Annotated in this window: 23 protein-coding genes; 7 read left to right on the top strand and 16 right to left on the bottom strand. The window is 55.0% G+C overall.

Translation table 11 applies throughout. The features are described 5' to 3' along the window. Positions 1-21: 21 nt before the first annotated feature. Entirely contained in the window at positions 22-1,149 is a 1,128-nt protein-coding gene (tgt, locus tag ABOC97_RS13235) for a tRNA guanosine(34) transglycosylase Tgt (protein ID WP_052283895.1), read from the bottom strand. Between the two features lie 53 nt (positions 1,150-1,202). Next, on the bottom strand, positions 1,203-2,273 hold the full coding sequence (queA, locus tag ABOC97_RS13230) for a tRNA preQ1(34) S-adenosylmethionine ribosyltransferase-isomerase QueA (RefSeq protein WP_349598334.1): 1,071 nt from the start codon (positions 2,271-2,273) through the stop codon (positions 1,203-1,205). Between the two features lie 91 nt (positions 2,274-2,364). Here queA and acpH point away from each other — a divergent pair, with 91 nt between their 5' ends. After that, positions 2,365-2,946 (top strand): ACP phosphodiesterase, encoded by a 582-nt coding sequence (acpH, locus tag ABOC97_RS13225; RefSeq protein WP_349598331.1) that lies wholly within the window; start codon positions 2,365-2,367, stop codon positions 2,944-2,946. Positions 2,947-3,117: 171 nt separating this feature from the next. Then, complete coding sequence (locus ABOC97_RS13220; protein WP_052283898.1) at positions 3,118-3,720, top strand: peroxiredoxin C; 603 nt, start codon at positions 3,118-3,120, stop codon at positions 3,718-3,720. Between the two features lie 87 nt (positions 3,721-3,807). On the opposite strand, the gene ABOC97_RS13215 is transcribed toward ABOC97_RS13220, so the two are convergent. Genes ABOC97_RS13215 through ABOC97_RS13205 form a run of 3 tightly spaced genes read right to left on the bottom strand, consistent with a single transcriptional unit; the run spans position 3,808 to position 6,937 of the window. After that, on the bottom strand, positions 3,808-5,676 hold the full coding sequence (locus ABOC97_RS13215) for an amidohydrolase (RefSeq protein ID WP_349598328.1): 1,869 nt from the start codon (positions 5,674-5,676) through the stop codon (positions 3,808-3,810). 20 nt (positions 5,677-5,696) lie between these two features. After that, on the bottom strand, positions 5,697-6,239 hold the full coding sequence (locus ABOC97_RS13210) for an antibiotic biosynthesis monooxygenase (RefSeq protein ID WP_349598325.1): 543 nt from the start codon (positions 6,237-6,239) through the stop codon (positions 5,697-5,699). Between the two features lie 56 nt (positions 6,240-6,295). Next, positions 6,296-6,937, bottom strand: coding sequence for a hydrolase (locus ABOC97_RS13205; RefSeq protein WP_052283902.1), 642 nt, complete (start codon positions 6,935-6,937; stop codon positions 6,296-6,298). Positions 6,938-7,209: 272 nt separating this feature from the next. On the opposite strand from ABOC97_RS13205, the gene ABOC97_RS13200 reads away from it, so the two are divergent. After that, on the top strand, positions 7,210-8,112 hold the full coding sequence (locus ABOC97_RS13200; RefSeq protein ID WP_349598322.1) for a LysR family transcriptional regulator: 903 nt from the start codon (positions 7,210-7,212) through the stop codon (positions 8,110-8,112). On the opposite strand, the gene malZ is transcribed toward ABOC97_RS13200, so the two are convergent. The 5 genes from malZ to phoB all read right to left on the bottom strand — a co-directional run bounded on the left by malZ (position 8,106) and on the right by phoB (position 15,308). After that, entirely contained in the window at positions 8,106-9,920 is a 1,815-nt protein-coding gene (gene malZ, locus ABOC97_RS13195) for a maltodextrin glucosidase (protein ID WP_349598319.1), read from the bottom strand. The two genes, ABOC97_RS13200 and malZ, sit on opposite strands and share 7 nt — an antisense overlap. Positions 9,921-10,078: 158 nt before the next feature. After that, on the bottom strand, positions 10,079-11,431 hold the full coding sequence (gene proY, locus ABOC97_RS13190; RefSeq protein ID WP_349598446.1) for a proline-specific permease ProY: 1,353 nt from the start codon (positions 11,429-11,431) through the stop codon (positions 10,079-10,081). Positions 11,432-11,570: 139 nt separating this feature from the next. Then, a complete protein-coding gene (gene brnQ, locus ABOC97_RS13185; RefSeq protein ID WP_349598316.1) occupies positions 11,571-12,890 on the bottom strand; it encodes a branched-chain amino acid transporter carrier protein BrnQ in 1,320 nt (439 codons plus the stop codon). 411 nt (positions 12,891-13,301) lie between these two features. Then, complete coding sequence (phoR, locus tag ABOC97_RS13180) at positions 13,302-14,597, bottom strand: phosphate regulon sensor histidine kinase PhoR (protein WP_349598313.1); 1,296 nt, start codon at positions 14,595-14,597, stop codon at positions 13,302-13,304. A gap of 21 nt (positions 14,598-14,618) precedes the next feature. After that, on the bottom strand, positions 14,619-15,308 hold the full coding sequence (gene phoB / locus ABOC97_RS13175) for a phosphate response regulator transcription factor PhoB (RefSeq protein ID WP_234508828.1): 690 nt from the start codon (positions 15,306-15,308) through the stop codon (positions 14,619-14,621). Between the two features lie 190 nt (positions 15,309-15,498). On the opposite strand from phoB, the gene sbcD reads away from it, so the two are divergent. Then, positions 15,499-16,701, top strand: coding sequence for an exonuclease subunit SbcD (gene sbcD, locus ABOC97_RS13170; RefSeq protein ID WP_349598311.1), 1,203 nt, complete (start codon positions 15,499-15,501; stop codon positions 16,699-16,701). Next, positions 16,698-19,838 carry an exonuclease subunit SbcC gene (gene sbcC, locus ABOC97_RS13165; RefSeq protein ID WP_349598308.1) on the top strand — a complete coding sequence of 1,047 codons (3,141 nt, stop codon included), beginning with the start codon at positions 16,698-16,700 and terminating at the stop codon, positions 19,836-19,838. Before sbcD ends, sbcC begins: the two co-directional genes overlap by 4 nt. A gap of 65 nt (positions 19,839-19,903) precedes the next feature. Here sbcC and mak read toward each other — a convergent pair whose 3' ends face one another. Continuing rightward, the gene (mak, locus tag ABOC97_RS13160) at positions 19,904-20,806 is read right to left on the bottom strand and encodes a fructokinase (protein WP_349598305.1); all 903 of its coding nucleotides are present in this window, start codon (positions 20,804-20,806) and stop codon (positions 19,904-19,906) included. Between the two features lie 87 nt (positions 20,807-20,893). Between mak and rdgC the strand changes: the two genes are divergently transcribed. Continuing rightward, positions 20,894-21,805, top strand: coding sequence for a recombination-associated protein RdgC (rdgC, locus tag ABOC97_RS13155; protein ID WP_349598302.1), 912 nt, complete (start codon positions 20,894-20,896; stop codon positions 21,803-21,805). 40 nt (positions 21,806-21,845) lie between these two features. On the opposite strand, the gene ppnP is transcribed toward rdgC, so the two are convergent. The 4 genes from ppnP to ABOC97_RS13135 form a co-directional block, all read right to left on the bottom strand. Further along, a complete protein-coding gene (gene ppnP / locus ABOC97_RS13150; RefSeq protein ID WP_061284640.1) occupies positions 21,846-22,130 on the bottom strand; it encodes a pyrimidine/purine nucleoside phosphorylase in 285 nt (94 codons plus the stop codon). A gap of 78 nt (positions 22,131-22,208) precedes the next feature. Further along, positions 22,209-22,886, bottom strand: coding sequence for an AroM family protein (locus tag ABOC97_RS13145; RefSeq protein WP_349598300.1), 678 nt, complete (start codon positions 22,884-22,886; stop codon positions 22,209-22,211). A gap of 425 nt (positions 22,887-23,311) precedes the next feature. After that, positions 23,312-23,836 carry a shikimate kinase AroL gene (gene aroL / locus ABOC97_RS13140; protein WP_349598297.1) on the bottom strand — a complete coding sequence of 175 codons (525 nt, stop codon included), beginning with the start codon at positions 23,834-23,836 and terminating at the stop codon, positions 23,312-23,314. 272 nt (positions 23,837-24,108) lie between these two features. Next, entirely contained in the window at positions 24,109-24,561 is a 453-nt protein-coding gene (locus ABOC97_RS13135) for a YaiI/YqxD family protein (protein ID WP_349598443.1), read from the bottom strand. A gap of 135 nt (positions 24,562-24,696) precedes the next feature. Between ABOC97_RS13135 and proC the strand changes: the two genes are divergently transcribed. Beyond that, positions 24,697-25,506 (top strand): pyrroline-5-carboxylate reductase, encoded by an 810-nt coding sequence (gene proC / locus ABOC97_RS13130; protein WP_349598440.1) that lies wholly within the window; start codon positions 24,697-24,699, stop codon positions 25,504-25,506. A 55-nt stretch (positions 25,507-25,561) separates the two neighbouring features. Here proC and ABOC97_RS13125 read toward each other — a convergent pair whose 3' ends face one another. Further along, positions 25,562-25,900: a PsiF family protein gene (locus ABOC97_RS13125; RefSeq protein ID WP_349598294.1), complete on the bottom strand. Its 339-nt coding sequence runs from the start codon at positions 25,898-25,900 to the stop codon at positions 25,562-25,564. Between the last annotated feature and the right edge of the window lie 37 nt (positions 25,901-25,937).

The raw sequence follows: 25,937 nt of genomic DNA, 5'->3' as shown, positions 1-25,937 counted from the left end.
CAAATTCCCTCATTATTAAAATTAATCAACGTTCAAAGGTGGAACCGTACGCCCCTGGCGTTGGTAAAAATCGGTCACGAAGCTCTCTAATTTACCCTCTTCGATAGCCTTGCGTAAACCAGCCATTAAGCGCTGGTAGTAGCGAAGGTTATGAATGGTATTGAGGCGCGCGCCCAATATTTCGTTGCAACGGTCAAGATGATGCAAGTATGCACGTGAATAATTGCGACAAGTGTAGCAATCACACTCAGCGTCGAGCGTGCTGGTATCGCTTTTGTGCTTCGCATTGCGGATTTTTACCACGCCGTCGGTCACAAACAGATGACCGTTACGGGCGTTGCGCGTCGGCATGACGCAGTCAAACATATCGATACCGCGACGTACGCCTTCAACCAGATCCTCTGGTTTACCCACGCCCATCAGGTAACGCGGCTTATCAGCCGGGATTTGCGGACAGACGTGCTCCAGAATACGGTGCATATCTTCCTTCGGCTCACCCACAGCTAAACCGCCGACAGCGTAGCCATCAAAGCCAATATCCACCAGACCTTTCACGGAGATATCACGTAAATCTTCGTAAACGCTACCCTGAATGATGCCAAACAGCGCATTTTTGTTGCCCAGACCGTCAAAACGGTCGCGGCTACGCTTGGCCCAACGCAGAGACATCTCCATGGAGCGCTTGGCGTAGTCCCAATCTGCCGGATATGGCGTACATTCGTCGAAGATCATCACGATGTCGGAACCGAGATCGTACTGAATCTCCATCGATTTTTCAGGATCAAGGAAAATAGGATCGCCGTTGATCGGGTTACGGAAGTGCACGCCCTGCTCGGTGATTTTACGGATATCACCCAGGCTGAAGACCTGGAAACCGCCGGAATCGGTGAGGATTGGCCCTTTCCACTGCATGAAGTCATGCAGGTCGCCATGCAGCTTCATGATTTCCTGGCCCGGGCGCAGCCACAGGTGGAAGGTGTTGCCGAGAATAATTTGTGCGCCGGTGGCTTCAACTTCTTCCGGCGTCATGCCTTTCACGGTGCCATAGGTACCCACCGGCATAAAAGCGGGGGTTTCTACTACGCCACGGTCAAAAACCAGGCGGCCGCGGCGAGCGCGACCGTCTGTGGTGTCCAGTTCAAATTTCATCATAACTCCTGCGTCAGAAAAACAGTCCGACGTTAAACACTCATGCCGGAAACTTATTCCCCGACACGCTCAGAAATAGCCTGCGGATTGTACGTGATAAACATGGCATCACCGTAACTAAAAAAGCGATATTCCGCTTTTACGGCTTCATGATAGGCGTTCATGGTGTTTTTATAACCAGCAAACGCCGAAACCAGCATAATCAACGTCGATTCAGGCAGGTGGAAGTTAGTCACCAGCGCATCAATAACCTGGTATTGATAGCCTGGGAAAATAAAGATTTGCGTGTCACCGAAGAACGGTGCAATCAGTTCGTTTTTTGCTGCCTGCGCTGCGCTTTCCAGCGAACGCACGGAGGTCGTGCCAACCGCAATCACGCGATTACCGCGCGCTTTAGCCGCCAGAACCGCATCCACCACATCCTGCGGCACTTCCGCATATTCGGAGTGCATGATGTGGTCTTCAATGCTGTCTACACGCACCGGCTGGAAGGTACCTGCGCCCACGTGCAGGGTGACAAATGCCATTTCGATACCTTTTTCACGCAGCTTCGCCAGCAGCGGTTCGTCGAAATGCAGACCGGCAGTCGGGGCGGCAACGGCGCCCGGCTTCTCGCTATACACCGTCTGGTACAGCTCGCGGTCGGCGTCTTCGTCCGGACGGTCAATGTACGGCGGCAGCGGCATATGACCGATGGCATTGAGGATATCCAGCACGCTACGTTCGTCGTCGAACTCAACTTCAAACAGCGCATCGTGGCGCGCAACCATCGTTGCTTTGATACTTTCATCGTCGCCCAGCAGCAGCTCGGCGCCCGGCTTCGGCGCTTTAGAAGCGCGAATATGTGCCAGAATACGTTTATCATCCAGCATACGCTCGACCAGCACTTCAATCTTGCCGCCGCTGGCTTTACGGCCAAACAAACGCGCCGGGATCACCCGGGTATTGTTAAAGACCAGAAGGTCGCCAGGGTTGAGCTTATCGAGCAAATCGGTGAAAGTACCGTGCGTCAGCGCGCCCGTAGGCCCGTCCAAAGACAGCAAGCGACAGCTACTGCGCTCGGCTTGCGGATAGTGGGCAATCAGGGATTCAGGTAGTTCAAAGGAGAAATCGGCAACGCGCATGACTGTGACTCTGGGCTTAATAATGAGGCGGGTAGTCTAGTGCCGGGGCGTCGTCCCTGCAACCCTTACCCCTCTGGATAAATAGCAAACAATGAATTTTCTCGCTCATCTGCATCTCGCTCACCTTGCTGAAAGCTCTCTGTCAGGGAATTTGCTGGCAGATTTTGTCCGTGGTAATCCTGAACAGGATTATCCGCCAGCGGTGGTTGACGGCATTCATATGCATCGCCGCATCGACGTCATGACCGATAATCTGCCGCAGGTTAAGGAAGCCCGTGAGTGGTTTCGTCCCGAAACGCGCCGGGTTGCACCGATTACGCTGGATGTGATGTGGGATCATTTTTTATCTCGCCATTGGGCGCAAATTTCTCCGGATATCGCGCTGGAGGAATTCGTTCGCTATGCCCATACGCAGGTCACAACCATCCTGCCGCAGGCGCCCGAGCGCTTTATCGTCCTGAATGAACATCTGTGGTCAGAGCGCTGGCTCGAACGCTATCGAGAGATGGATTTTATCCAGCGCGTGTTAAACGGCATGGCCAGCCGCCGCCCGAAGCTGGATGCCCTACGCGATTCCTGGCATGACCTTGATACGCACTACGCCGAACTCGAGACCCGTTTCTGGCAGTTTTACCCGCAGATGATGCTGCAGGCGAAAAACAAAGCGCTGTAGGGCTTGCATCGCGCGATGGAATGGCTATGCTTGATCCTTTGGTAAAAATAAATTATCAATAGTCAAAACCTATCTAATTAATCGTCACAGTCTTTTTGTGTTAGCCGCGGTCTGTGCCTATACTTGCCCGCGTTGCGTTACATTAACCCTATAAATTCAAAGGAGAACCCCATGGTTCTGGTTACTCGTCAAGCGCCTGACTTCACCGCAGCAGCGGTACTGGGCAACGGTGAAATCGTTGAGAAATTCAATTTCAAACAGCACACCCAGGGTAAAGCCACGGTTCTGTTCTTCTGGCCGATGGACTTCACCTTCGTCTGCCCATCCGAACTGATTGCCTTCGACAAACGTTACGAAGAGTTCCAGAAACGCGGTGTTGAAGTGGTTGGCGTTTCTTTTGACTCCGAATTCGTCCACAACGCATGGCGTAACACCCCTGTCGACAAAGGCGGCATCGGTGCAGTGAAATACGCAATGGTTGCTGACGTTAAGCGTGAAATTCAGCAGGCTTACGGCATCGAACACCCGGACGAAGGCGTTGCGCTGCGCGGCTCCTTCCTGATCGACGCTAACGGCGTTGTTCGTCACCAGGTGGTTAACGACCTGCCGCTGGGCCGTAACATCGACGAAATGCTGCGTATGGTTGATGCGCTGCAGTTCCACGAGCAGCACGGCGAAGTGTGCCCGGCGCAGTGGGAAAAAGGTAAAGAAGGCATGAACGCGTCTCCAGACGGCGTTGCTAAATACCTGAGCGAAAACGTCTCTAGCCTGTAATTGGCTGACGTTTCGTAAAAAAAAGGCTCGCATAATGCGAGCCTTTTTTATTGCCAGTAGGCCGAGCAATCGAGCCTACGCGTGGCGTTAGAACGAGAAACAAGAGCAGCCCAGTGCGCCCCAGAAGGCGCGGTCATCGGATACCGGTATACCGGATTGACGGGCCAGATCGTGCTGATGACCGTGTACACCGCAGCTGCCGCAGCACTGATGCATCTGGACCACGGCACCGATGCGCTCGCTTCCCGGAGGGGCTGAGCGGTAATGTCCCGGCACTTTCACTACCGGCGACCAGTCAGGAACGACCGGAATCGCTGGCGGTGCCAGCGGCGTGAAGTGACCCGCCGCGTACACCACCTTGCCATCAACAATAGTCATCACCGACTCAATGCCTTTGATCTCTTCTTCCGGCACGTTGAAGTAGTCTTTCGACAGCACCACGAGATCGGCCAACTGATCTTTCTCGATGCGCCCTTTCTTACCCTGTTCGCTGGAGAACCACGCGCTACCGGCGGTCCACAGCTCAAGGGCCACATCACGCGGCAGGCGATTTTCATCATCGTACATCGCCATTCCGCCGACGGTGCGCCCGGAAACCAGCCAGTACAGCGCGGTCCACGGGTTGTAGCTCGCCACGCGGGTGGCATCAGTGCCCAGGCCAACCGGCACGTCCAGCTCCAGCATTTTCGCCACCGGCGGCGTATGTTTCACCGCATCTTTACCGTAGCGGTCGACAAAATACTCGCCCTGGAACGCCATGCGGTGCTGTACCGCAATACCGCCACCCAGCGCCTTCACGCGCTCGATATTACGCTCGGTAATGGTTTCCGCATGGTCAAAGAACCAGTGCAGACCGTTGAACGGAATATCGCGATTCACTTTCTCAAACACATCCAGCATGCGGCTGATGGACTCATCGTAGGTGGCGTGCAGGCGGAATGGCCAGCGATGCTCAACCAGATGGCGCACCACGCGCTCCAGCTCATCTTCCATGCCCGGCGGCAGGTCAGGACGCGGCTGCAGGAAATCTTCAAAATCAGCCGCCGAGAAGACCAGCATTTCGCCCGCGCCGTTGGCACGATAGAAATCGGTCCCCTGCCCCGGTTTAAGCATATCGGTCCAGCGTTCGAAATCCTCGATTTCCTGTTTCGGACGCTGGGTAAACAGGTTGTAGGCAATACGAATGGTCATCTGCTTATTGGCATGCAGCTGCTCAATAATTTCGTAGTCTTCCGGATAGTTCTGGAAGCCGCCGCCAGCATCAATGGCGCTGGTCAGCCCCAGTCGGTTTAGCTCACGCATAAACTGACGGGTCGAGTTGACCTGCATCTCCAGCGGCAGTTTTGGACCTTTGGCCAGCGTGGAGTAGAGGATCATCGCGTTCGGTTTGGCGATCAGCATCCCGGTCGGGTTGCCGTTATTATCTCGAACAATTTCGCCGCCCGCCGGTGCTGGTGTCTCTTTGGTATAGCCAACCGCTTTCAGCGCCGCGCGGTTCAGCAGCGCGCGATCGTAGAGGTGCAGCACGAATACCGGGGTATCTGGCGCCGCTTCATTAAGCTCTTCCAGCGTCGGCATACGGCGTTCAGCGAACTGGAACTCGCTCCAGCCGCCCACTACGCGCACCCACTGCGGCGACGGCGTGCGATCGGCTTGATCTTTGAGCATTCGCAGCGCATCCGCCAGCGACGGCACCCCTTCCCAGCGCAGTTCGAGGTTGTAATTCAATCCGCCGCGGATCAGGTGCAGGTGCGAGTCATTAAGTCCTGGGATCACCGTATGGCCGTGCAGATCGATAATTTGTGTGCCCTCACCGGCGTAGGACATCATCTGCGCATCGCTGCCGACGGCTAAAATCTTGCCGTTAGCAATAGCGACCGCGTCGGCACGCGGCTGCTTCGCGTCCAGAGTGTGAATCTGCCCCTGGGTTAAAATCAGTGTGGCTGTTTGTGGCATTACGTTCTCCTTATGCCGGTTCAGACTTTTTTCAGCCAACCGGCAAACAGGCGGGTCACGATGGGCATCCAGAACCAGACCACCAGCGCGACCACACAAGCATCATTAATAAAATGCAGCGACAGGGTTCCCTTCATCGACGGCAACAGCGCACCGGTAATGGCAGGCACCAGATTGGTACTGGGGAAAATCACCAGCAGGGTTATCAGGAACTGTTTCCAGCGCTTTGGCTGCCGCACATTAGCGGCGGGCGGGGTGAACCAAAACGCGGCTTCGGTGCGCACTTCGGTATGGTCGCCTTCACCCAGCAGCGGCGTTATCTCATCCACCAGCTTTTGCCGCACATCGGACTGAGTCCAGCCGTAGAGGTGCTCGAGACTGTCGAAGCGGATAATAATATTCCACGCCGTCTGCCCATCGACCGGGCGGATAACGTTCGCCCCAAGATGGCCGGGATAGCTGGCGGCAATAGGCATAATCTCGCCAAGCCAGGCTTCGTAGAGCGCAACGTGTTCGGGTTGGATGGCGTGAGTAATGACCAGCGTGACATGCTTTTGCGTCATGGCAGAGGGTTCCTTGCTGTCGCAAGCTGGCGGGGAGCCCCGCCAGCATCCTGACCTTAGGCTTTACGTTCTGGTGCGCCGTGCACCATGGTGTACGCGTAATCCACGCCCATACCGTAGGCACCGCTGTGTTCACGCACCAGATCCATTACCGCATCGTAGGTCTCTTTGCGTGACCAGTCGCGCTGGTACTCCAGCAGCACCTGCTGCCAGGTCACAGGTACCGCACCGGCCTGCACCATACGGTCAATGGAGCGTTCGTGGGCATCCACTGAGGTGCCACCGGAGGTATCAGTCACCACATACACTTCGAAGCCCTCTTCCAGCGCCATCAGCGCCGGGAAAGTCAGGCACACTTCCGTCCACAGGGCGGAAATAATCAGTTTTTTACGCCCGGTCGCCTTCACCGCTTTAACAAACGCCGCATCTTCCCAGGAGTTCATCGAGGTACGTTCAATAGGCTTCACATCAGGATGAACGGCTAATAATTCTGGCCAAATATAGCCACTAAAACTTTTGGTTTCGACGGAGGTATAAATAACCGGGACATTAAATATTTTCCCGGCTTTAGCTAACGCAACGGTATTATTTTTGAGAGTCTGGCGGTCAATATTCGCCACACCAAATGACATTTGTGGCTGATGGTCAATAAAAATTAGCGCGGAGTTTTGCGGATCAATCAGTTCCCGAATAGACATAACACACCTTCTCAATCAATAAGTTAAAAGAAAACGGTTTAAGCTGCCGTCAGTAGCAGGATCCTGAATCAGAAAGCTTGTTGAGTATAGCGGGAAATTTCTAACGAGTTATTAAAGAAAACTTACCATCCTGTGACAATAATAATTCCCTCCTGCGATATATCTCATACAACATCAAAAAAATGCGCCAGTTATATCTAATTTATTCACTGGCTTTGTTTTTAAGCATTCGGTACAACGTAGGGGTTAATTTCTCTGGATATTTTAAGCCTATGCGCATCAACCTGGACGTTTTGCTCATCCTCGACGCTCTCGACAAACACGGCACCTTCGCCGCTGCGGCCGAATCGCTATTTAAAACGCCTGCGGCGCTAAGCTATATGATTCAGAAACTGGAAAACGACCTCAGTATCGAACTACTCGACCGTTCGGGACATCGGGCAAAATTCACCGATACCGGGCGAATGATGCTGGAGAAGGGACGTTTACTGCTCAATGCGGCAAAAGATCTGGAAAAACAGGCGGTGCAGCTTAGCTCAGGTTGGGAAAAAGAGCTGGCGATTGCCCTCGATGATTCTTTCCCTTTTTCTGCGCTGCTGCCGAGTATTGAGGCGTTTTACGCGCTGAATAAACAAACTCGCCTTAATTTCACCCATCACACGCTGGCCGGTTCATGGGAAGAACTTACCCACAACGGCGCTGACATTATTCTCGGCGCTATCAACGAGCCGCCAACTTCTGCTGCCTGGTCTTACAAAATGCTGGGGACCATGGATAACGTATTTGTCGTCGCGCCAAACCATCCGCTAGCCAGCGCGCCGGAGGGCTTGACCAACGAACAGCTGTGCCTGCACCGGGCAATTGTGATAAGCGATAGCGCCAAATTTTGCCATCCGTTGCAAACCAATCTGATGGATGAGCAGCCACAAATGCGCGTCGATGATTTCCACAGCAAGGTCATGCTGCTTCGTGCCGGGATCGGTTGCGGTTTTCTCCCCCGCCATATCGCCAGCCCGTGGCTGGCGACCGGTGAACTGGTGGAGAAAACCGTTATCTCATTTCGGCAAAAAGATGTCGCCTACATGGCCTGGCGCAACGGTCGGGATGGGCTGGCACAGCGCTGGTGGCGCGAAACGCTGCTCGCCAGCGCGGAAATAGCCCACCTCTATCAGTGACCGACCCAGACGGTGGCGGAGATAGCGGGCAACGTCAGTACATCCTCCTTCAGCTGGCCTGTACCTTCTTTGCGCAACCACTCGACGTTCAGTAACGGCGAGTCTGGCAGCACCACTTCACAGGCTTCGCGACGGTTAATGGCTACCATCACGCGCTCTGCGCCCAGCACGCGCAGGAACACTACAACATCGCCTTCGGCATACAGCACTTCACAACCACCATGGCGCAGCGCGGGCGTAGCCTTGCGCAAAGCCGCCAGACGTTGATAAAGCGCCAGCAGTTCGCGGTCCTGCTGTTTCTCATCCCACGGGAACGGCTTACGACAGAAAGGATCGTTATCGCCGTCCAGCCCGACTTCATCACCGTAATAGATGCACGGCACGCCCGGCCAGCTAAACAGCCAGACCACCGCCAGCGGTAGGCGCGCCGCATCACGTCCCAGCAGAGATTTAAAGCGTGCGGTATCGTGGCTGTCGAGCTGATTAAACATCCGCAGCTGCTGTTGATGCGATAACCCAGCGCGGTAGTCTTCCATCCAGGCAATACAGGTTTGTGCATCGATTTTCTGTGGGTCGTAAGAGATATCGGTGTTGGCAAGAAAGCCCCACAGCGGGAAGGTAAAACCGCGATAGTTCATCGCCGCATCTTCCGCATCCTGCTGAAGCCACTGCCGTGCATCGCCAAAGTGTTCGCCGAGCACGTAGGCATCCGGGCGCGTAGCTTTTGCCGCCTGGGTAATACCGCTGACGTGCTTGAGGTTATTCTTCGCGCCACCCGCTTCACCCAACATATGCACCACATCGAGCCGCCAGCCATCCATATTCCACGGCGCCTTCAGCCAGTGGCGGACGATACTGTCCTCTCCAGCATAGATTTCATTCACCAGCTCGTTCGAGCGATAGTCGAGCTTCGGCAAGCTGGAATACCCCAGCCAGTCCAGCGCTTTTCCGTCGTCAGAGAAACTGTAGCTGTCGCGCCACGGTGACTCCGGATGATGGCAAGCACCTTCGCTACCGCGGTTGTGGCGATCAAACCAGGCGTGGGTATCGCCGCTGTGGTTAAACACACCGTCGAGCACCATCCGCATCCCTTCACGCTGGGTGTTGTGTCGCAGACGCAGCAGCGCATCGTTGCCGCCAAACTGCGGGTCGACCTGGCGATAATCTTCGGTATCGTACTTATGTACGCTCGGGGCGGTAAACACGGGGTTCAGATACAGCGCGGTAACGCCCAGCTTCTTCAGATACGGCAGCTTCGCGCTAATTCCGTCGAGATCGCCACCGTAAAAGGTTGAGCCACCGGCTTCGGCGGTCAGGGGGTCATCCCAATCGCGCAGGACAATATCGTGCCCGGCGGCGTGGTGATGATAAACCTTGTCCTGCTGTTCGCTGCGCGACGGGCTGCGGGCAAAGCGATCAGGGAAAATCTGATAGAAGACCTGATCGGCTACCCACTGCGGGCCAGCGTCCGGGCTATCGTAGGTAAATAGCTCAAGTTTCGCCGGTGGAATCTCACTAAAGCCCTTTGGCGCAAACCACAGCTGCCGGTCGGCCCACAACAGCTTAAAGCCGTAACGGCGGCGCGGCTGCCCTTCATGTAGCGCTATCTCCCCACGCCACTGCACGACGTCTGGCGCCGGTGATTTACTACTACGGCGCATCGGCAGCGCCAGCTCTTCGTTATCCACTTCCGCGCGCATTGTCACCCGCTTCGGCAGGTCGTCGCCGCGCAGCCAAAGGGTGATTATCAGTTTGTCCTGCTGCTGTTTTATAAAGGGAGCAACAGGCAGGTGCCAGGCGTTCAACATCGTCTATCCCCTATTTTCAAAATGAGCCCACCTTGCCATACGTCCATTTCACCCCACTCATCTTTTGTGCTTTTTTGTAGGGAGGAGGACGGGGGCGCAGATTTCGGACATAAAAAACCCGGCTGCGAAGCCGGGTTTTCAGGATAACCGGGTGAAAATTAACGGCTACGACGCGTTTTAAACATCCAGCCCACCAGCAACAGCAGGATCCACGCAAAGCCCACGTACAGAGAAATACGGGTATCCGGGTGATAGCCAATCAGGGCGATGATAAACACGAGGAAAACCAGACCAACGACGGTAGTAACTACGCCGCCCGGCACTTTAAATTTCAGCGCTTTGACTTCGTCAGCCGACAGACGGCGACGGAATGCCACCTGAGACAGCAGGATCATAATCCACACCCACACCGTGGCGAAAGTCGCCAGCGACGCAATCACCAGGAAGACGTTTTCCGGCATGATGTAGTTCAGGTACACCGCAAACAGCAGCGCGATGGTCATCACCATTACCGTCACCCACGGAATCCCGCGACGTGAGGTTTTGGCGAAGAACTTAGGCGCACTGCCCTGCTCGGCCATGCCGTGCAGCATACGACCTACGCCGAAAACATCAGAGTTAATCGCGGAAAGCGAAGCGGTCAGCACCACGAAATTAAGGATGCTGGCGGCAAAGGTAATGCCGAGGTGCTGGAAGGTCAGCACAAACGGGCTGCCATCGGTTCCCACCTGGTTCCACGGATAAATCGACATAATCACGAACAGGGTGCCGACATAGAACACCAGAATACGCATCGGTACGGAGTTAATCGCACGCGGAATCGACTCTTCTGGGTTCTTCGCTTCACCAGCGGTAATGCCGATGATTTCAATGCCGCCATAGGCAAACATGACCATCTGCAAGGACATCACCATGCCGAGCCAGCCGTTGCTAAAGAAGCCGCCGTTGCTCCACAGGTTATGAATGCCCGTCGGCTGCCCGCCGTTGCCAATACCCCAGATAATGATGCCAAAACCGGCCACAATCATGATGATAATGGTGGCAACCTTAAAGAAGGAGAACCAAAACTCCAGCTCGCCGAACACCTTGACGCTCATCAGGTTAATGGCGCAGATAATCAGCACCACGCTGAGGACCCATATCCAGTGCGGCACCGCCGGGAACCAGACGCCCATATAAATGCCAAAGGCGGTCACGTCGGCGATAGCGACGATTAAGATCTCAAAGCAGTAGGTCCAGCCGGTGATATAGCCCGCCAGCGGCCCGAGGTTTTCCTGGGCGTAGCGCGAGAAGGAGCTTGCAGACGGGTTATGCACGGACATTTCGCCCAGCGCACGCATGATGATATAAGCGGCAACGCCGCCGATAATATAGGCCAGCAGCACGCTTGGCCCGGCCATCTTAATGGCGTCAGCAGAGCCATAGAACAGCCCAGTACCAATTGCCGACCCGAGGGCCATAAAGCGAATGTGTCGGGTGCTTAACCCGCGCTTCAGCTTGTTGTTTTCCATCGTTTCCAGTGCCATGTCAGACCCATCATCCTCACGCCGCCCGCGAAAGCGGCCTGAAAGACTTAGGCTAAAGTACCCAAAATAAAAAACCACGGAACATCACGTTCCGTGGTTAAACACCTTTAAAGCGCTGTGCGGATTAATGCGCGCTTGATGTCACCTGACGACCTGCCATGCGATCCCAGACAATAGCCAGAACCGCCATCACAATCGTCGGCATCAGCCATGCCAGACCCTGCTCCGCCATTGGTAAGCGGGCAGTCCAACCCGGCAGCACGTCTGCGAAAGCAGAGGCTTTGATACCGTCAAGGATACCAAAAACGAGGCTGATAAACATCGGTGGTGCAATAACGCGGCTGGAATTATGCCACCAATTACGCGTAAAGCTCAGTACCACAAGTGCGATACACGGTGGATAGATTGCCGTCAGCACCGGAATGGAGATTTGAATCAGGTGGCTCAGCCCCAGATTCGACACCGCCATGGAGAACAGCCCCAGCACAAAGACCAGCGTACGGTAGGAGAATGGCAGGTACTGAGCGAAGAATTCAGCACAAGCACAGGTCAGGCCAACCGCCGTCACCAGGCATGCGATAAAGATCAGAGCCGCCAGCATAAAGCTACCCGCACCACCGAAGGTGTGCTGAACATAAGCATGCAGAATAGCCGCACCGTTCGCACTTTGGTCAACCAGAGTCGCGCTGTCGGAACCCAGACGGAACAGAGCCAGATAAAGCAGTGTCAGACCTACGCCCGCCATCAGGCCAGCCCAAATGGTGTAGCGGGTCAGCAGACGCGCTTCGGTCACACCACGGGAACGCGCGGCATTGACGATAACGATACCGAATACCATGGCTCCCATGGTGTCCATGGTCAGATAGCCGTTGACGAAACCGTTGGAGAACGCAGCGGTCTCATAGGCTTCCATCGCGTGGCTGATCGGGCCTGCAGGCCAGATAACAGCGGCAACGGAGAGCACAATCAGCGCCAGAATTTTCAACGGTGCCAGGAAGTTACCCACGGTATCCAGCAGTTTACCCGGGTAGAGCGACACCAGGATGACCAGCGCAAAGTAGATAAGGCTGTAGATAAACAGCGGCAGCTCACCGTTACCGGTCAGCGGCGCAATACCAATTTCAAACGACACGGTTGCCGTACGCGGCGTGGCGAACAGCGGCCCCACGGCGAGGTAACACACGGTCGCCAGCAGGATGCCTGCCACTTTACCAATCGGCGTACTCAGGCTATCGACGCCACCACCGACTTTCGCCAGCGCGACCACGGTCAGCACCGGCAGACCCACGGCGGTAATCAGGAAGCCAATGGCTGCGGTCCAGACGTGAGGGCCTGCCTGCAAACCAACCATAGGAGGGAAAATGATGTTGCCTGCGCCAACAAACAACGCAAAGGTCATAAAGCCCAGGGCGATGATGTCACGCGATTTCAATTGATGGGTCATATGTAACTACTGCCTGTGGATGTGGTGTTGTAAAACATAAATTTATCGCGCCAGCGCCTGTGGAATGAAGCAGAGGAAACCAGCAACAAACTCAGCGGGATATGCTCCCTTCGCGGTATAGAGAAGAATAGTTTTTTGATTTACCGCGCATAAGCAGTCTGTTAACGACTGCATGGGGGCCAATTTAAACGCTTATAACGTTTTAAAGCAACACGGGATCGTAAAACCAGATGATTATATTGATAGTGAATTTATACATAGATTTATTAACTGGATTTAGGAAAAACACCCGGCTAATCATGCGAACAAAAAACAACCAGACGTTCGTTAATCACGCGACGTTTCATTGACTGCAAAGCAAACAGACCAGCCGAGGCTGGTCTGTGGAAAGATAAACTGACAAGCAGGCGATCAGCCGTCGCTTTTGGCAATTAAACGTTCCGGCAGCAGGAAGCTAAAGCACGATCCTTTCCCCAGCGTACTGGTGATGTCTAATCGACTGTCGTGATGATTCACCGCATGTTTAACAATCGCCAGCCCCAGACCGCTGCCGCCCGTCTGCCTGGAACGCGCTTTATCAACGCGATAAAAGCGCTCGGTCAGCCTTGGCAGATGTTCAGGGGCGATGCCCGGGCCATTATCCTCGACGCTAAACAACGCACCGTGCGGCGCATGCTGCCAGCGTACGGTGATAAGCGTGCCTTCCGGCGTATGATTCACCGCGTTATAGACCAGGTTCGACATCGCGCTACGGAGCTGATCTTCATTACCCAGTACCTTGAGATTCTGGTCAATATCGAAATGAAGCTGGTGCTTATTGTGGCTCAGCGTTTGCGCTTCACGCTCAACCACCCGCAGCATCAACGGCACATCGATTTTTTCATTGAGCGTCAGCACCGGCGAGGCTTCAATTTTAGATAACGTCAGCAGCTGTTTAACCAGCCCTTCCATACGCTGAGTTTGCTCGCGCATCGTATGCAGCGCCTTTTCGCGCGGCATCCCTTCGAGCACCTGCTCCTGCATCATCTCCAGATAGCCTTGCAGCACGGTCAGCGGGGTACGCAGTTCGTGGCTGACGTTGGCGAAGAAGTTGCGGCGCGCGCCTTCCAGTTGATGCATTTGCGTGACGTCACGCGCCACCATCAGCAGTTGACGGTCGGTATAGGGCATCACACGAATCTCAAGATGGCGCCCGCTGTTGAGCACCAGGTGCAGCGGTTTGAGGAAATCGCGTTTTTTGAGGTGTTGGGTAAATTCGGGGTAACGCAGCAGGTTAAGAATGTTTTGCCCGCTATCGTCGGGCCAGCGAAGTCCCAGCAGCTGCTGGGCCAGGCCATTACACCAGAAAATGGCCCCCTCTTCCGTGGTCAGCACCACCGCATCCGGCAGCGATTCGGCACCGCTGCGAAAACGTTTGATAAGCCCACCCAGTTCGCGACGGCGCTTTTTATTACGTAACTGCATCTGGTTTAGCCCGTACAGCAGAGGCTCCCAGCTACCGCGTCCCGGCGGCGGGGTCATACTTCGGTCAACCCATAGCCACCAGGACAGCCGCAGTAAATTCCAGAAATGCCAGACCAGCAGTCCGGTCACCGCCGCCAGTAAAAACCACGGTAGATAGCCGAATACCATTCCCAGCACCAGGGCCGGGAGGCAACATAACAGCAGCTCCAGGGCCAGCCTTTTCCATGACAGCCGTTCCAGCACGGGTCACACTCCTGTCAAAAATTAGAAACGGGCGGAAAAACGATAACCCGTGCCGCGAACGGTTTGCACCATGCGGTCATGACCACTGTGTTCCAGCGCTTTGCGCAGACGACGAATATGCACGTCAACGGTACGGTCTTCAACATAGACGTTGGTTCCCCAGACGTGATTCAGCAGCTGTTCGCGGCTGTAGACACGTTCCGGATGCGTCATAAAGAAGTGCAGTAGCTTAAATTCGGTAGGTCCCATATCCAATGGGTTTTCACCGGTCATCACCCGGTGCGAGGTAGGGTCAAGGCTCAGCCCCTGCATCTCAATCACCTCTTCCACCGCCATCGGTGAAATACGGCGCATCACCGCTTTGATACGCGCGACCAGCTCTTTTGGCGAGAATGGCTTGGTGATGTAATCATCCGCCCCGGTCTCGAGGCCACGGACACGATCTTCTTCTTCACCGCGCGCCGTTAGCATCATTACCGGTATATCACGGGTGAGCGCTTCACGTTTGAGATGTTTAATAAATTGCAGCCCTGAACCACCCGGTAACATCCAGTCGAGCAAAATCAGGTCGGGCCAGGGTTCATTCAACTTGTTGATAGCGCTATCGTAATCTTCCGCTTCCACCGGCTGAAAACCGTTTTGTTCCAGCACGAAACACACCATCTCACGGATCGGCGCTTCATCTTCAACGACCAGAATACGTCTTGCCATTATTTGCCCTGTTTTAGACATCAGTATTATATACGGCGTCATTATGCGTCAGATTTATGACAGATTTATGAAAAACATGACCGTTAGATGATCGCGTTTTATCATTTATGACACAACGTTATCTCACGCATCGACCCTGGCCCAGGTGAATGTTTATAATCACCTTTACGTCATCTTTCACGGAACCGCTATGCGCATTATCCACACATCGGACTGGCACCTTGGCCAGAACTTCTACAGCAAGAGCCGAGCCGCCGAACATGACGCTTTCCTGCACTGGCTTCTGACCACCGCTGAAGCACAAAAAGTCGATGCCATTATTGTCGCAGGCGATATCTTCGATACCGGTTCGCCGCCGAGCTATGCGCGCGAGCTGTACAACCGATTTGTGGTCAATCTGCAACAAACCGGCTGCCATCTGGTGGTGCTGGCGGGCAACCATGACTCGGTTGCCACGCTTAACGAATCACGCGATATCCTTTCGTTTCTCAACACCACGGTCATTGCCAGCGCCGGTCACGAGCCGTTTATCTTAAACCAGCGCGATGGCGCGCCCGGGGCGGTATTCTGCCCGGTGCCTTTTTTACGTCCGCGCGACATCATTACCAGCCAGGCCGGGCTTTCCGGCAGCGAAAAGGTGCGCCAGGTGCTGGAAAGCATCACGGATTACTATCAACAGCAGTACCAGCAGGCCTGTGAACTGCGCGCCGATCAAAGGCTGCCGATTATCGCCAGCGGCCATCTGACCACCGTTGGTGCCAGCAAAAGTGACGCGGTACGCGACATTTATATTGGCACACTGGATGCGTTTCCGGCACAAAACTTCCCGCCCGCCGACTATATCGCGCTGGGGCATATTCACCGGGCGCAGAAAATCGGCGGCAGCGAGCATATCCGCTACAGCGGCTCGCCAATCGCTCTGAGCTTTGATGAAACCGGCAAGAGCAAAAGCGTTAACCTGGTGACGTTTGCTGACGGCAAGCTGGATGAAGTCACGCCGCTCGTGGTCCCGGTCACACAGCCGCTGGCGGTGATTAAGGGCGATTTTGACAGCATCAGCGCGCAATTGGCCGAGTGGCGAGATGCGGATAGCGAATCGGCAACGTGGGTTGACATTGAGATAACCAGCGACGAATACCTGCATGATATTCAGCGAAAAATTCAGGTTATCACCGATGACCTACCGGTCGAGGTGCTGCTGGTACGCCGCAGCCGCGAACAGCGCCAGCGTATTCTGGCAAGTCAGGAGCGTGAAACTTTAAGCGAGCTCAGCGTCGAAGAGGTTTTCCACCGCCGTCTGGCGCTGGAAACGCTGGAGGAGCCGCAACAGCAGCGCTTAGAAGTGCTATTTAATGAAACGCTACACGGCCTTGGCGAGGAGCAACAGCCATGAAAATTCTCAGCCTGCGCCTGAAAAACCTCAACTCGCTGAAAGGCGAGTGGAAAATCGATTTTACCCAGGAGCCGTTTGCCAGCAACGGTCTGTTTGCCATTACCGGCCCGACCGGCGCGGGGAAAACCACCCTGCTTGACGCAATCTGCCTGGCGCTCTATCACGAAACGCCTCGCCTGAATACGGTCTCCCAGTCGCAAAACGATCTGATGACCCGTGACACCGCCGAGTGTCTGGCGGAAGTTGAATTCGAAGTTCAGGGCGTGGCCTATCGCGCCTTCTGGAGCCAGAACCGCGCGCGCAATCAACCGGACGGCAATTTACAGGCACCGCGCGTTGAGCTGGCCCGCTGCGCCGACGGGCAGATTCTGGCCGACAAAGTCAAAGATAAGCTGGAGATGACCGCCGCCCTAAGCGGGTTGGACTACGGCCGGTTCACCCGCTCGATGCTGCTCTCCCAGGGGCAATTTGCCGCGTTCCTCAACGCCAAACCCAAAGAACGCGCCGAGCTGCTCGAAGAGCTAACCGGTACCGAAATTTACGGCCAGATCTCCGCGCAGGTATTTGAAAAACATAAACACGCGCGCGGCGAGCTCGACAAACTTCAGGCACAGGCCAGCGGCGTGACGCTGTTAAGCGAAGACCAGCAGCAGACGCTGCAGCAAAGTTTGCAGGCGCTTACTTCTGACGAAAAACAGTGGCAGCAGCAGCAGACCATCGCGATACAGCATCAGCAGTGGCTGGCACGCTTTGCCGAACTGCAACAAGACGATCAAAAGAATCACCAGGCGCTGACCGAAGCCGCGCAGGCGCTGGCTACCGCCCAGCCGCAGCTTGCGGCACTCAGCCGAGCTCAGCCCGCCGAAGCGCTGCGCCCACGCTGGACGCAGATGCAAGAACAGGCGGCCACGGTGGCAAAAACTCATCAGCTTGTTGTGCAAGTGAATACTCGCTTACATGATGCCTGCATCCTGCGCGACCGCATTCGCTTCACCGCTGAACGCCAGGCCGCGGCGCTACAGCAGACCCAGACAGAGCGACAACAATGGCTCCAGGAGCACGAGCACATTCAGCGCTGGCAGGGAGAACTGACCGGATGGCGCAGTGCCTTTGCCCAGCAAACTCGCGATCGTGCCCAGCTACAAACGCAACAACAACGCCTGCACCAGCAGGAACAACAGCTTGCCCAGCTGCCGCTCTCCACGCTGACCCTGACGGCAGACGAAGTGGCGGAACAGATTGCCCACCACGCGGCAACACGCCCGCTACGCCAGCAGCTCAATAGCCTGCACACCCGATTTATCCCGCTGCAAACCCGTCGCCAGCAGCTTATCGACGCCGGACAGCAGCGCCAGCAGCAGCTGGAGAAACTGACTACCGAGCTGACCCAGCTGCGTCAGGTCTATAAAGAGAAAAAACAGCAGCTGCAGGATGTAAAAGCCATCTGCGAGCTGGAGGCAACCATCGTGCGGCTGGAAGCCGAACGTGCGCGTTTACAGCCCGGTGCTGCCTGCCCGCTGTGCGGCTCCACCGACCATCCGGCGCTGGCGGAGTATCAGGCGTTGGTCCCCGATGCTAATAAAGCCCGCCGCGATGCGCTGGAAAAAGAAGTCACCCGTCTGGCGGAAGACGGCGCGACCCTGCGCGGCCAGCAGGAAGCGCTGCAAAAACAGCAGCAGAAAGAAAATGACGAGCTGACATCGCTTTCTCAGCAGGAGCAAGCACTTACATTACAATGGCAGGACGTGACGCAGCGTTTGGCGATTTCGCTCCAGCCCACTGACGATATTGGCCGCTGGCTTGCCGAGCAGGATGACGCCGAGCAGCAGCGGTATCAACACAGCCAACGTCTGGCGCTTGAGGGACAAATCCGTGAGCTTCAGGCGCAGAACACTCGTCTGAGTGAAGAACTCGCGCTGCGCGATGAAACGCTCACGCAAGCACTCACGACATGGGGGCTGACGTTACCTGCCACTGGAGAGGAAACCACGTGGCTTACCGCGCGTGAAGCGCAAACTGAGGCCTGGCAACAGCAACAAAAAGAGAGTCAGCACACGCAGCAACTATTGGCGCACATCCAGCCGCTACTGGAGACGCTGCCGCCGGCACAACATCCCGACGATGGTGGCAGCGCTAGCCTTGAGGGCTGGCGGCAGGTGCATCACGATTGTGTATCACTGGAAAGCCAGCTGCAAACGCTGCAACAGCAAGAAACCCAGGAACAACAGCGCTTGCAGCAGGCTGAGCAACTCTTCGACCAGGCGCTCGCCGACTCGCACTTCAGTCATCGCGAAGATTTTCTCAGCGCCCTGCTCGACGCCGATGAACGTCAGCGCCTTGAGCAGCTCAAACAGACGCTGGAAACTCAGCACCAGCAGCGCCAGACGCTGGTTACCCAGGTGCAGGAAGCCCTGCACAAGCACCTGACGTTACGCCCGGAAACGCTCACTACGGAGTTCACCCTCATCGAAGCACAGGCGCAGCTTCAGCAGCTTACTCAGCAGCTGCGTGAAAACGGTCAGCGCCAGGGCGAGCTGCGCCAGCAGCTGAAGCAGGACCAAGAAAACCGGCAACAGCAGCAATCTCTGTTCCTTGAGATAGAAAAAGCCAACGCCACCCTTGAGGATTGGGCGCACCTCAACGCGCTGATCGGTTCTAAAGAAGGCGATAAATTCCGTAAATTCGCCCAGGGCCTGACGCTGGATAATCTGGTGTGGCTGGCGAACGAGCAGCTTAGCCGCCTGCACGGGCGTTATTTACTCCAGCGTAAGGCCAGCGATGCGCTGGAACTGGAAGTGGTTGATACCTGGCAGGCCGATGCGGTGCGCGATACCCGCACCCTCTCCGGCGGTGAAAGCTTCCTCGTCAGCCTCGCGCTGGCGCTAGCGCTCTCGGATCTGGTCAGCCATAAAACCCGCATCGACTCGCTGTTCCTCGATGAAGGTTTTGGCACCCTGGATAGCGAAACGCTCGATACCGCGCTTGATGCGCTGGATACGCTTAACGCCAGTGGCAAGATCATCGGCGTGATAAGCCACGTTGAGGCGATGAAAGAGCGTATTCCGGTGCAGATTAAGGTCAAGAAGATCAACGGGCTGGGATATAGCCGATTGGATAAAATGTTTGCCGTCGAGTAAAGAAAATCTCCGGTGAAAACCGGAGGCGTTCCCCCGCCTGTCCGCGGGGGATGCGCGCTAAAATCTTATAGCGGCCACAGCCAGGCAGCCCCGCGCACGCCGCTGGAATCGCCGTGTAGCGCTTTGCGAATCGGGGTCTCGCACTCACCGCCGAACACCCACTCTTTCACCAGCGACGGCACCGTCTGATACAGGCGTTCAACGTTGCTCATCCCACCGCCCAGAACAATCACGTCCGGGTCGAGAATGTTGACCACGTGCGCCAGCGATTTCGCCAGCCGCTGTTCGTAGTGAACCATCGCTTGCTCCGCCAGCGTATCGCCCTCGGCGACTAGCTGCATAATTTCACTGCCTTTCAGGGGATGTCCACTGAGACGGTGATAGTCAGTGGCAAAACCGGTGCCGGAGATAAAGGTTTCAATGCACCCCTGTTTTCCGCAGTAGCACGGTACTTCCGCACGGTAGCGCAGCTCATCGTCGTTCATCCACGGCAGAGGATTATGCCCCCACTCGCCCGCGGTGCCATTGCCGCCGATGTGTACACGACCGTTGATCGCCACGCCTGAACCGCAGCCGGTACCAATAATCACCGCAAACACCGTCTGCGCGCCCGCCGCTGCGCCGTCTATTGCCTCAGAGACCGCCAGGCAGTTGGCGTCGTTGGCCAGACGGACTTCCCGGCTCAGGCGACGGCTCAAATCTTTATCAAACGGCTGACCATTAAGCCACGTGGAATTGGCGTTTTTCACCACCCCGGTATAGGGAGAAATCGAGCCAGGGATCCCCATTCCAACGGTACCCGTTTGCCCGGTTGCTTCTTCGGCCAAAGCAACAAGATGCGCAATATTCTCAATGGTTTGCTGATAGTCACGCGGCGTCGGAAGACGGTGGCGGAACAGCTGCTCGCCCTGGTCACCGAGGGCGATAACTTCCGTTTTCGTTCCGCCTAAATCAATCCCAATTCGCATTCATCGCTCCTGTTTAAAACAATGCAAGGCCGTGGACAATTCGTTATCATTGCCCGCCTATATAACGATAACACCGTGGAAATTATCATGCTGTGGTTCAAAAATTTAATGGTTTATCGTCTTAGCCGCGACATCTCGCTGCGCGCGGAAGAGATGGAAAAGCAGCTCGCTGAGATGACCTTCACCCCTTGCGGCAGCCAGGATATGGCAAAAACCGGCTGGGTACCGCCGATGGGCTCACACAGCGACGCGCTGACGCACTCGGTCAACGGACAGATAATCATCTGTGCGCGTAAAGAAGAAAAGATCCTGCCTTCTCCGGTGATTAAACAGGCGCTGGAAGCGAAGATCCAGAAGCTGGAAGCCGATCAGGGTCGTAAGCTGAAGAAAACAGAAAAAGACTCCCTGAAGGACGAAGTTCTGCACTCTCTGCTGCCGCGCGCATTCAGCCGCTTCAGCCAGACGATGATGTGGATAGACACCGTCAACGAACTGATTATGGTCGACTGTGCCAGCGCCAAGAAAGCGGAAGATACGCTGGCGCTGCTGCGTAAGAGCCTCGGCTCTCTGCCGGTGGTGCCGCTGACGCTGGAAAACCCGATTGAGCTGACGCTCACCGAATGGGTGCGTTCCGGAAGTGCCGCGCAAAGTTTCCAGATTCTGGATGAAGCCGAGCTTAAAGCCATTCTTGAAGATGGCGGCGTGATCCGCGCGAAGAAACAGGATCTGGTCTGCGATGAGATTGCCGTGCATATCGAAGCGGGCAAGCTGGTGACTAAACTGGCGCTGGACTGGCAGCAGCGTATTCAGTTCGTGATGTGCGATGACGGCTCGATTAAGCGTCTGAAGTTCTGCGACGAACTGCGCGATCAAAACGAAGATATCGACAGGGACGATTACGCCCAGCGTTTCGATGCGGACTTTATTCTGATGACCGGCGAACTGGCGGCGTTGATTAAGAGTCTGGTGGAAGGGTTAGGCGGCGAAGCCCAGCGCTAAGCGGTAAATTCCCTTCCTGCCGCAGCAGGAAGGGAAAATATTACAGATAGCGGCACAGATAAGACGTTGGCTCGACGATCTGCAGGTTAAATTCACTGTTACCCGGCACGTTAAATACTTCCCCTGCGGTATACACTTTCCATTCGATTTCTCCCGGCAACAGCACATTCATCTCACCGCTGACCACGGTCATCTCTTCCGGCTGTGCGGTGCCAAAGGTGTATTCACCTTCAACCATCACGCCCACGCTGGCACGACCGGTGCTGCTGCTGGTAAAGCCAATGGATTTCACTTTCCCTTCGAAGTACTCGTTGCTTTGAAGCATAAACAGGCCCTTATTGTCTTAACGTAAAAAAACCAATATAGGGTTGCGAACAGAAGCCTGTCACGCAAATTCATACGCTTAACATAATAATTCTGCCGCCAGTCGGGCGACCAGCACATTCGATAATAGAACCGGCACATCCAGCGCCTTTTGTAACAGGTCGCGATGGCGCTGATGATAGCTGAGCGAGTCAAGCACCAACACATCCGCCCCCTTCTCCAGCAATGAGCTGCCGGCGGAAATCAGGTGCTGGTCGCTGTCACTGCTGGGGTTGGCCAGCGCATAGTAAGGCGACGTCGGCAGCATCTGCCACTTTTCCTGCTGGGCATCGAGAATCGCTTCAATAGGGACCAATACTCCCACCTGATGTCCCTCTACGATAGAGGCAACCAACGGTGGAATAATGCGCGGAGGTTCCAGCAGAATCGCATTGCGCGCCGTCATCCCGCTGAGTTTGAACGTATTCAGTAACAGAATGACGTCATAAGACTGATTATCCAGCACCTCAATCACCGCCTGCAGGCTTTGTTCAACTTTCTGGCGGGACACTTCGACAAACTGGTTGTCATTTAATAATACTAACAGGCGCTCTTCACCGGGCTCAGCCCCATACTCTGCTACCACTTCCGCACGACTCATTTTGCCCAATAGAGTTATGTGGGTGATTTGATCTTCCCTGATGTGCTCGGTCAAAAGCGGCAACACTTCACTGATGGGCACCACCCCAATCGTAAGAATCGCCATCGTTGCACTCATGTTATCTACCTTCTGCTTCTCAATTACGCACTTTACAAATAGCCACCTGGATGGATGAAAAACACCGCTCAGAAGCGTAGCAGTTGATTCCAGTTCTGGAATGTAAAGATTCCAGTAATTTCCAGCACTCTCCTGATATGGTTTAATTTTAACTTTTCTATAACATATATGATAAACGATAAATGTGATTTACGCCCGCCATGACCTCATAATAAAAAAGGTTATAACGAGCCTAAAAAGCAGCAGTTCAAAGGTATGAGTAAAAAGCGATGCGGCGTGAACTTCAGAGGGATTCCAGCCAATTCACCGGGGGGTAATAAGAAAGATAACGGGCCGTTTTATAAAATATGCCCCTTCATCGAAAAATGGGAGCACATGGTGCAGGCCCTTGATGAGAGAACAGATCTTGAGGGCGAGCCGCCCAACTAACTGGCGGCAACCAGATGCAGGGCGTTCAGGATGAGCGTTACCACACGGTCCGGCGTGGAGGAAGCATCGACAACGTAGTGGGCCGTTTCCCGGTACAGCGCATCGCGCTGAGCCAACACCTCGGCTACCTCTTCACTAATAGGCTTACCGGTGAGCGTTGGCCGCTGCTCGGCTTCCGGAAACGCTTCCAGACGACTTGCCAGAACCGATACCGGCGCGTTCAGATAAATCACCACCCCGTTCTGGCGCATAAACTCGCGGTTTTCGGCGGCAAGAATGATTCCACCACCCGTCGCCACCACCGTCCCCGGTTGAGTCACGGAGATAAGCGTCTGCGTTTCGCGCGCGCGGAATCCCGGCCAGCCTTCAGCGGCAACAATATCCGCCACGCTCATGCCCGAACGCTGTTGTAACACCAGATCAGTATCAACAAAGTGAAAATCGCAGGCATGGGTAAGCGCTTGGCCTATTGTTGTTTTTCCGCAGCCTCTGGCTCCGATAAGAAAAATAGGCTGTGTCATTACCTGGAATTCCCCTTGATGACGCAAAATTGCGGGATGTGTATATGAAGCGTGAATAATACCACCAAACTAGTACACAAGTAAGTGTAAACTTAAAATTACAACAAGAGTCGCCTTGAGATGTCAATTGCCATTTAAAGCGGCTAGAGCAGCATTTCAGAGCGTAAAAAAAAGATGCCACATGGCGTTTCGCTAACAGTACATGAAACTGACTTGTTTTGACAAGCCGGATGACGCGGCAAAGGTAGCACATTCTGATGACAGAAATCCTGTCAGCCGCGTTTTGCCGCCAGCAGCCACTTATCGAGCTCCGCAGCAAACTGCTGTCGGTCGCGCTGAGAAAGTGCACTCGGGCCACCGGTTTGAATCCCACTGGAACGCATGGTGTCCATAAAATCACGCAGGGTTAAGCGTTCGCGAATGGTCGCATGGCTGTAACGTTCGCCGCGTGGATTTAGCGCCGCGCCGCCCTTTTCCAGCACTTCGGCCGCCAGCGGAATATCGGCAGTCACCACCAGATCGCCGGGCTGACACAGACGGACAATTTCGTTATCGGCGACATCGAAGCCTTGCGGTACGACCATGGCGCGGATAAAACGCGACGGCGGCACCCGCAGATACTGGTTTGCCACCAGCACCAGCTCAATCTGCGTACGGTCAGCGGCGCGATAAAGCACCTCTTTAATTACGTTAGGACACGCGTCCGCATCTACCCAAATCGTCATCATTACTCCAGCTTGCGCTCAATCTTAAAGCGCGATTATACGGTAAGGTAATAAAGTCGTAAAAGTACGTTACCCATCGCCGGGAATCGCCTATAACAGTAAACTACGAAAAAAACAGACAGAGGGAGAGACATGATGGAGAAGAAAATTGGCTTCATTGGTTGCGGTAATATGGGAAAAGCCATTCTTGGCGGCCTGATTGCTAGCGGACAGGTACTTCCTGGGCAGATTTGGGTCTACACCCCATCCCCGGACAAAGTCGCCGCACTGCGCGAAGAATTCGGCATCAATGCCTCACCAAGCGCACAGGAAGTGGCGCAGGTTGCCGATATCGTCTTCGGCGCGGTGAAGCCTGGCATTATGGTGAAGGTGCTCAGTGAAATTGCCTCCAGCCTCAACAAAGATTCGCTGGTGGTTTCTATCGCCGCCGGTGTCACCCTGGAGCAGCTGGCGCGTGCGCTGGGCCACGACCGTAAAATCGTTCGTGCCATGCCAAACACCCCTTCGCTGGTCAATGCAGGGATGACTTCGGTGACGCCAAACGCGCTGGTGACACCGGAAGATATTGCCGACGTACTGAATATTTTCCGCTGCTTCGGCGCCGCCGAGGAGATTGCAGAGCCGATGATTCACCCGGTTGTTGGCGTCAGCGGTTCCGCACCGGCATACGTGTTTATGTTCATCGAAGCCATGGCCGATGCCGCCGTGCTGGGCGGAATGCCGCGTGCTCAGGCCTATAAATTTGCCGCTCAGGCGGTGATGGGTTCGGCGAAAATGGTCCTGGAAACCGGGAAACATCCGGGTGAATTAAAAGATATGGTCTGCTCACCGGGCGGTACCACAATTGAAGCCGTGCGGGTTCTGGAAGAGAAAGGCTTCCGTTCAGCCGTCATCGAAGCGATGGCAAAATGCATGGAAAAATCAGAGAAAATGAGCAAGTCATAAACGTGATGGCCCGGCAATCACTGTCGGGCCAGACTCGCTTGCCACGAAAATGGGATTAACTTTTCTTCAGACAGGTGCTCATAAAGGTTTTACGTTCATCGCCTTTTAAGGCTTTTTGAGCCGCCTGCGCGTTACAGTCCTTCATCTTCTGCTGCTGCGGCGTCAACGTTTTGCCGTCAGCCCCCGCACCCGCGCCTTTCAGACAGGTACTCATATAGGCTTTCCGCTCATCCCCTTTCAGCGTTTTTGCCGTAGCTTGTTGATTACAACTGCTCATACGCTGCTGCTGCGGCGTGAGAGTTTTCTCCGCAGCCGCTGCCGTCGTGGTCGCCGCCGAGGCCGCAGTCGCCGCAAACAAACCGCACAGCAGAGTGACCAATAATGTTGTTTTCATTGCACCATCCTTTTGTGAGAGATCACGGTAAGTCTGG

Source organism: Kluyvera huaxiensis (assembly GCF_040149365.1).
Taxonomy (GTDB): Bacteria; Pseudomonadota; Gammaproteobacteria; order Enterobacterales; family Enterobacteriaceae; genus Kluyvera; species Kluyvera intermedia_A.
This window is presented reverse-complemented; position numbering and strand designations above follow the sequence as displayed.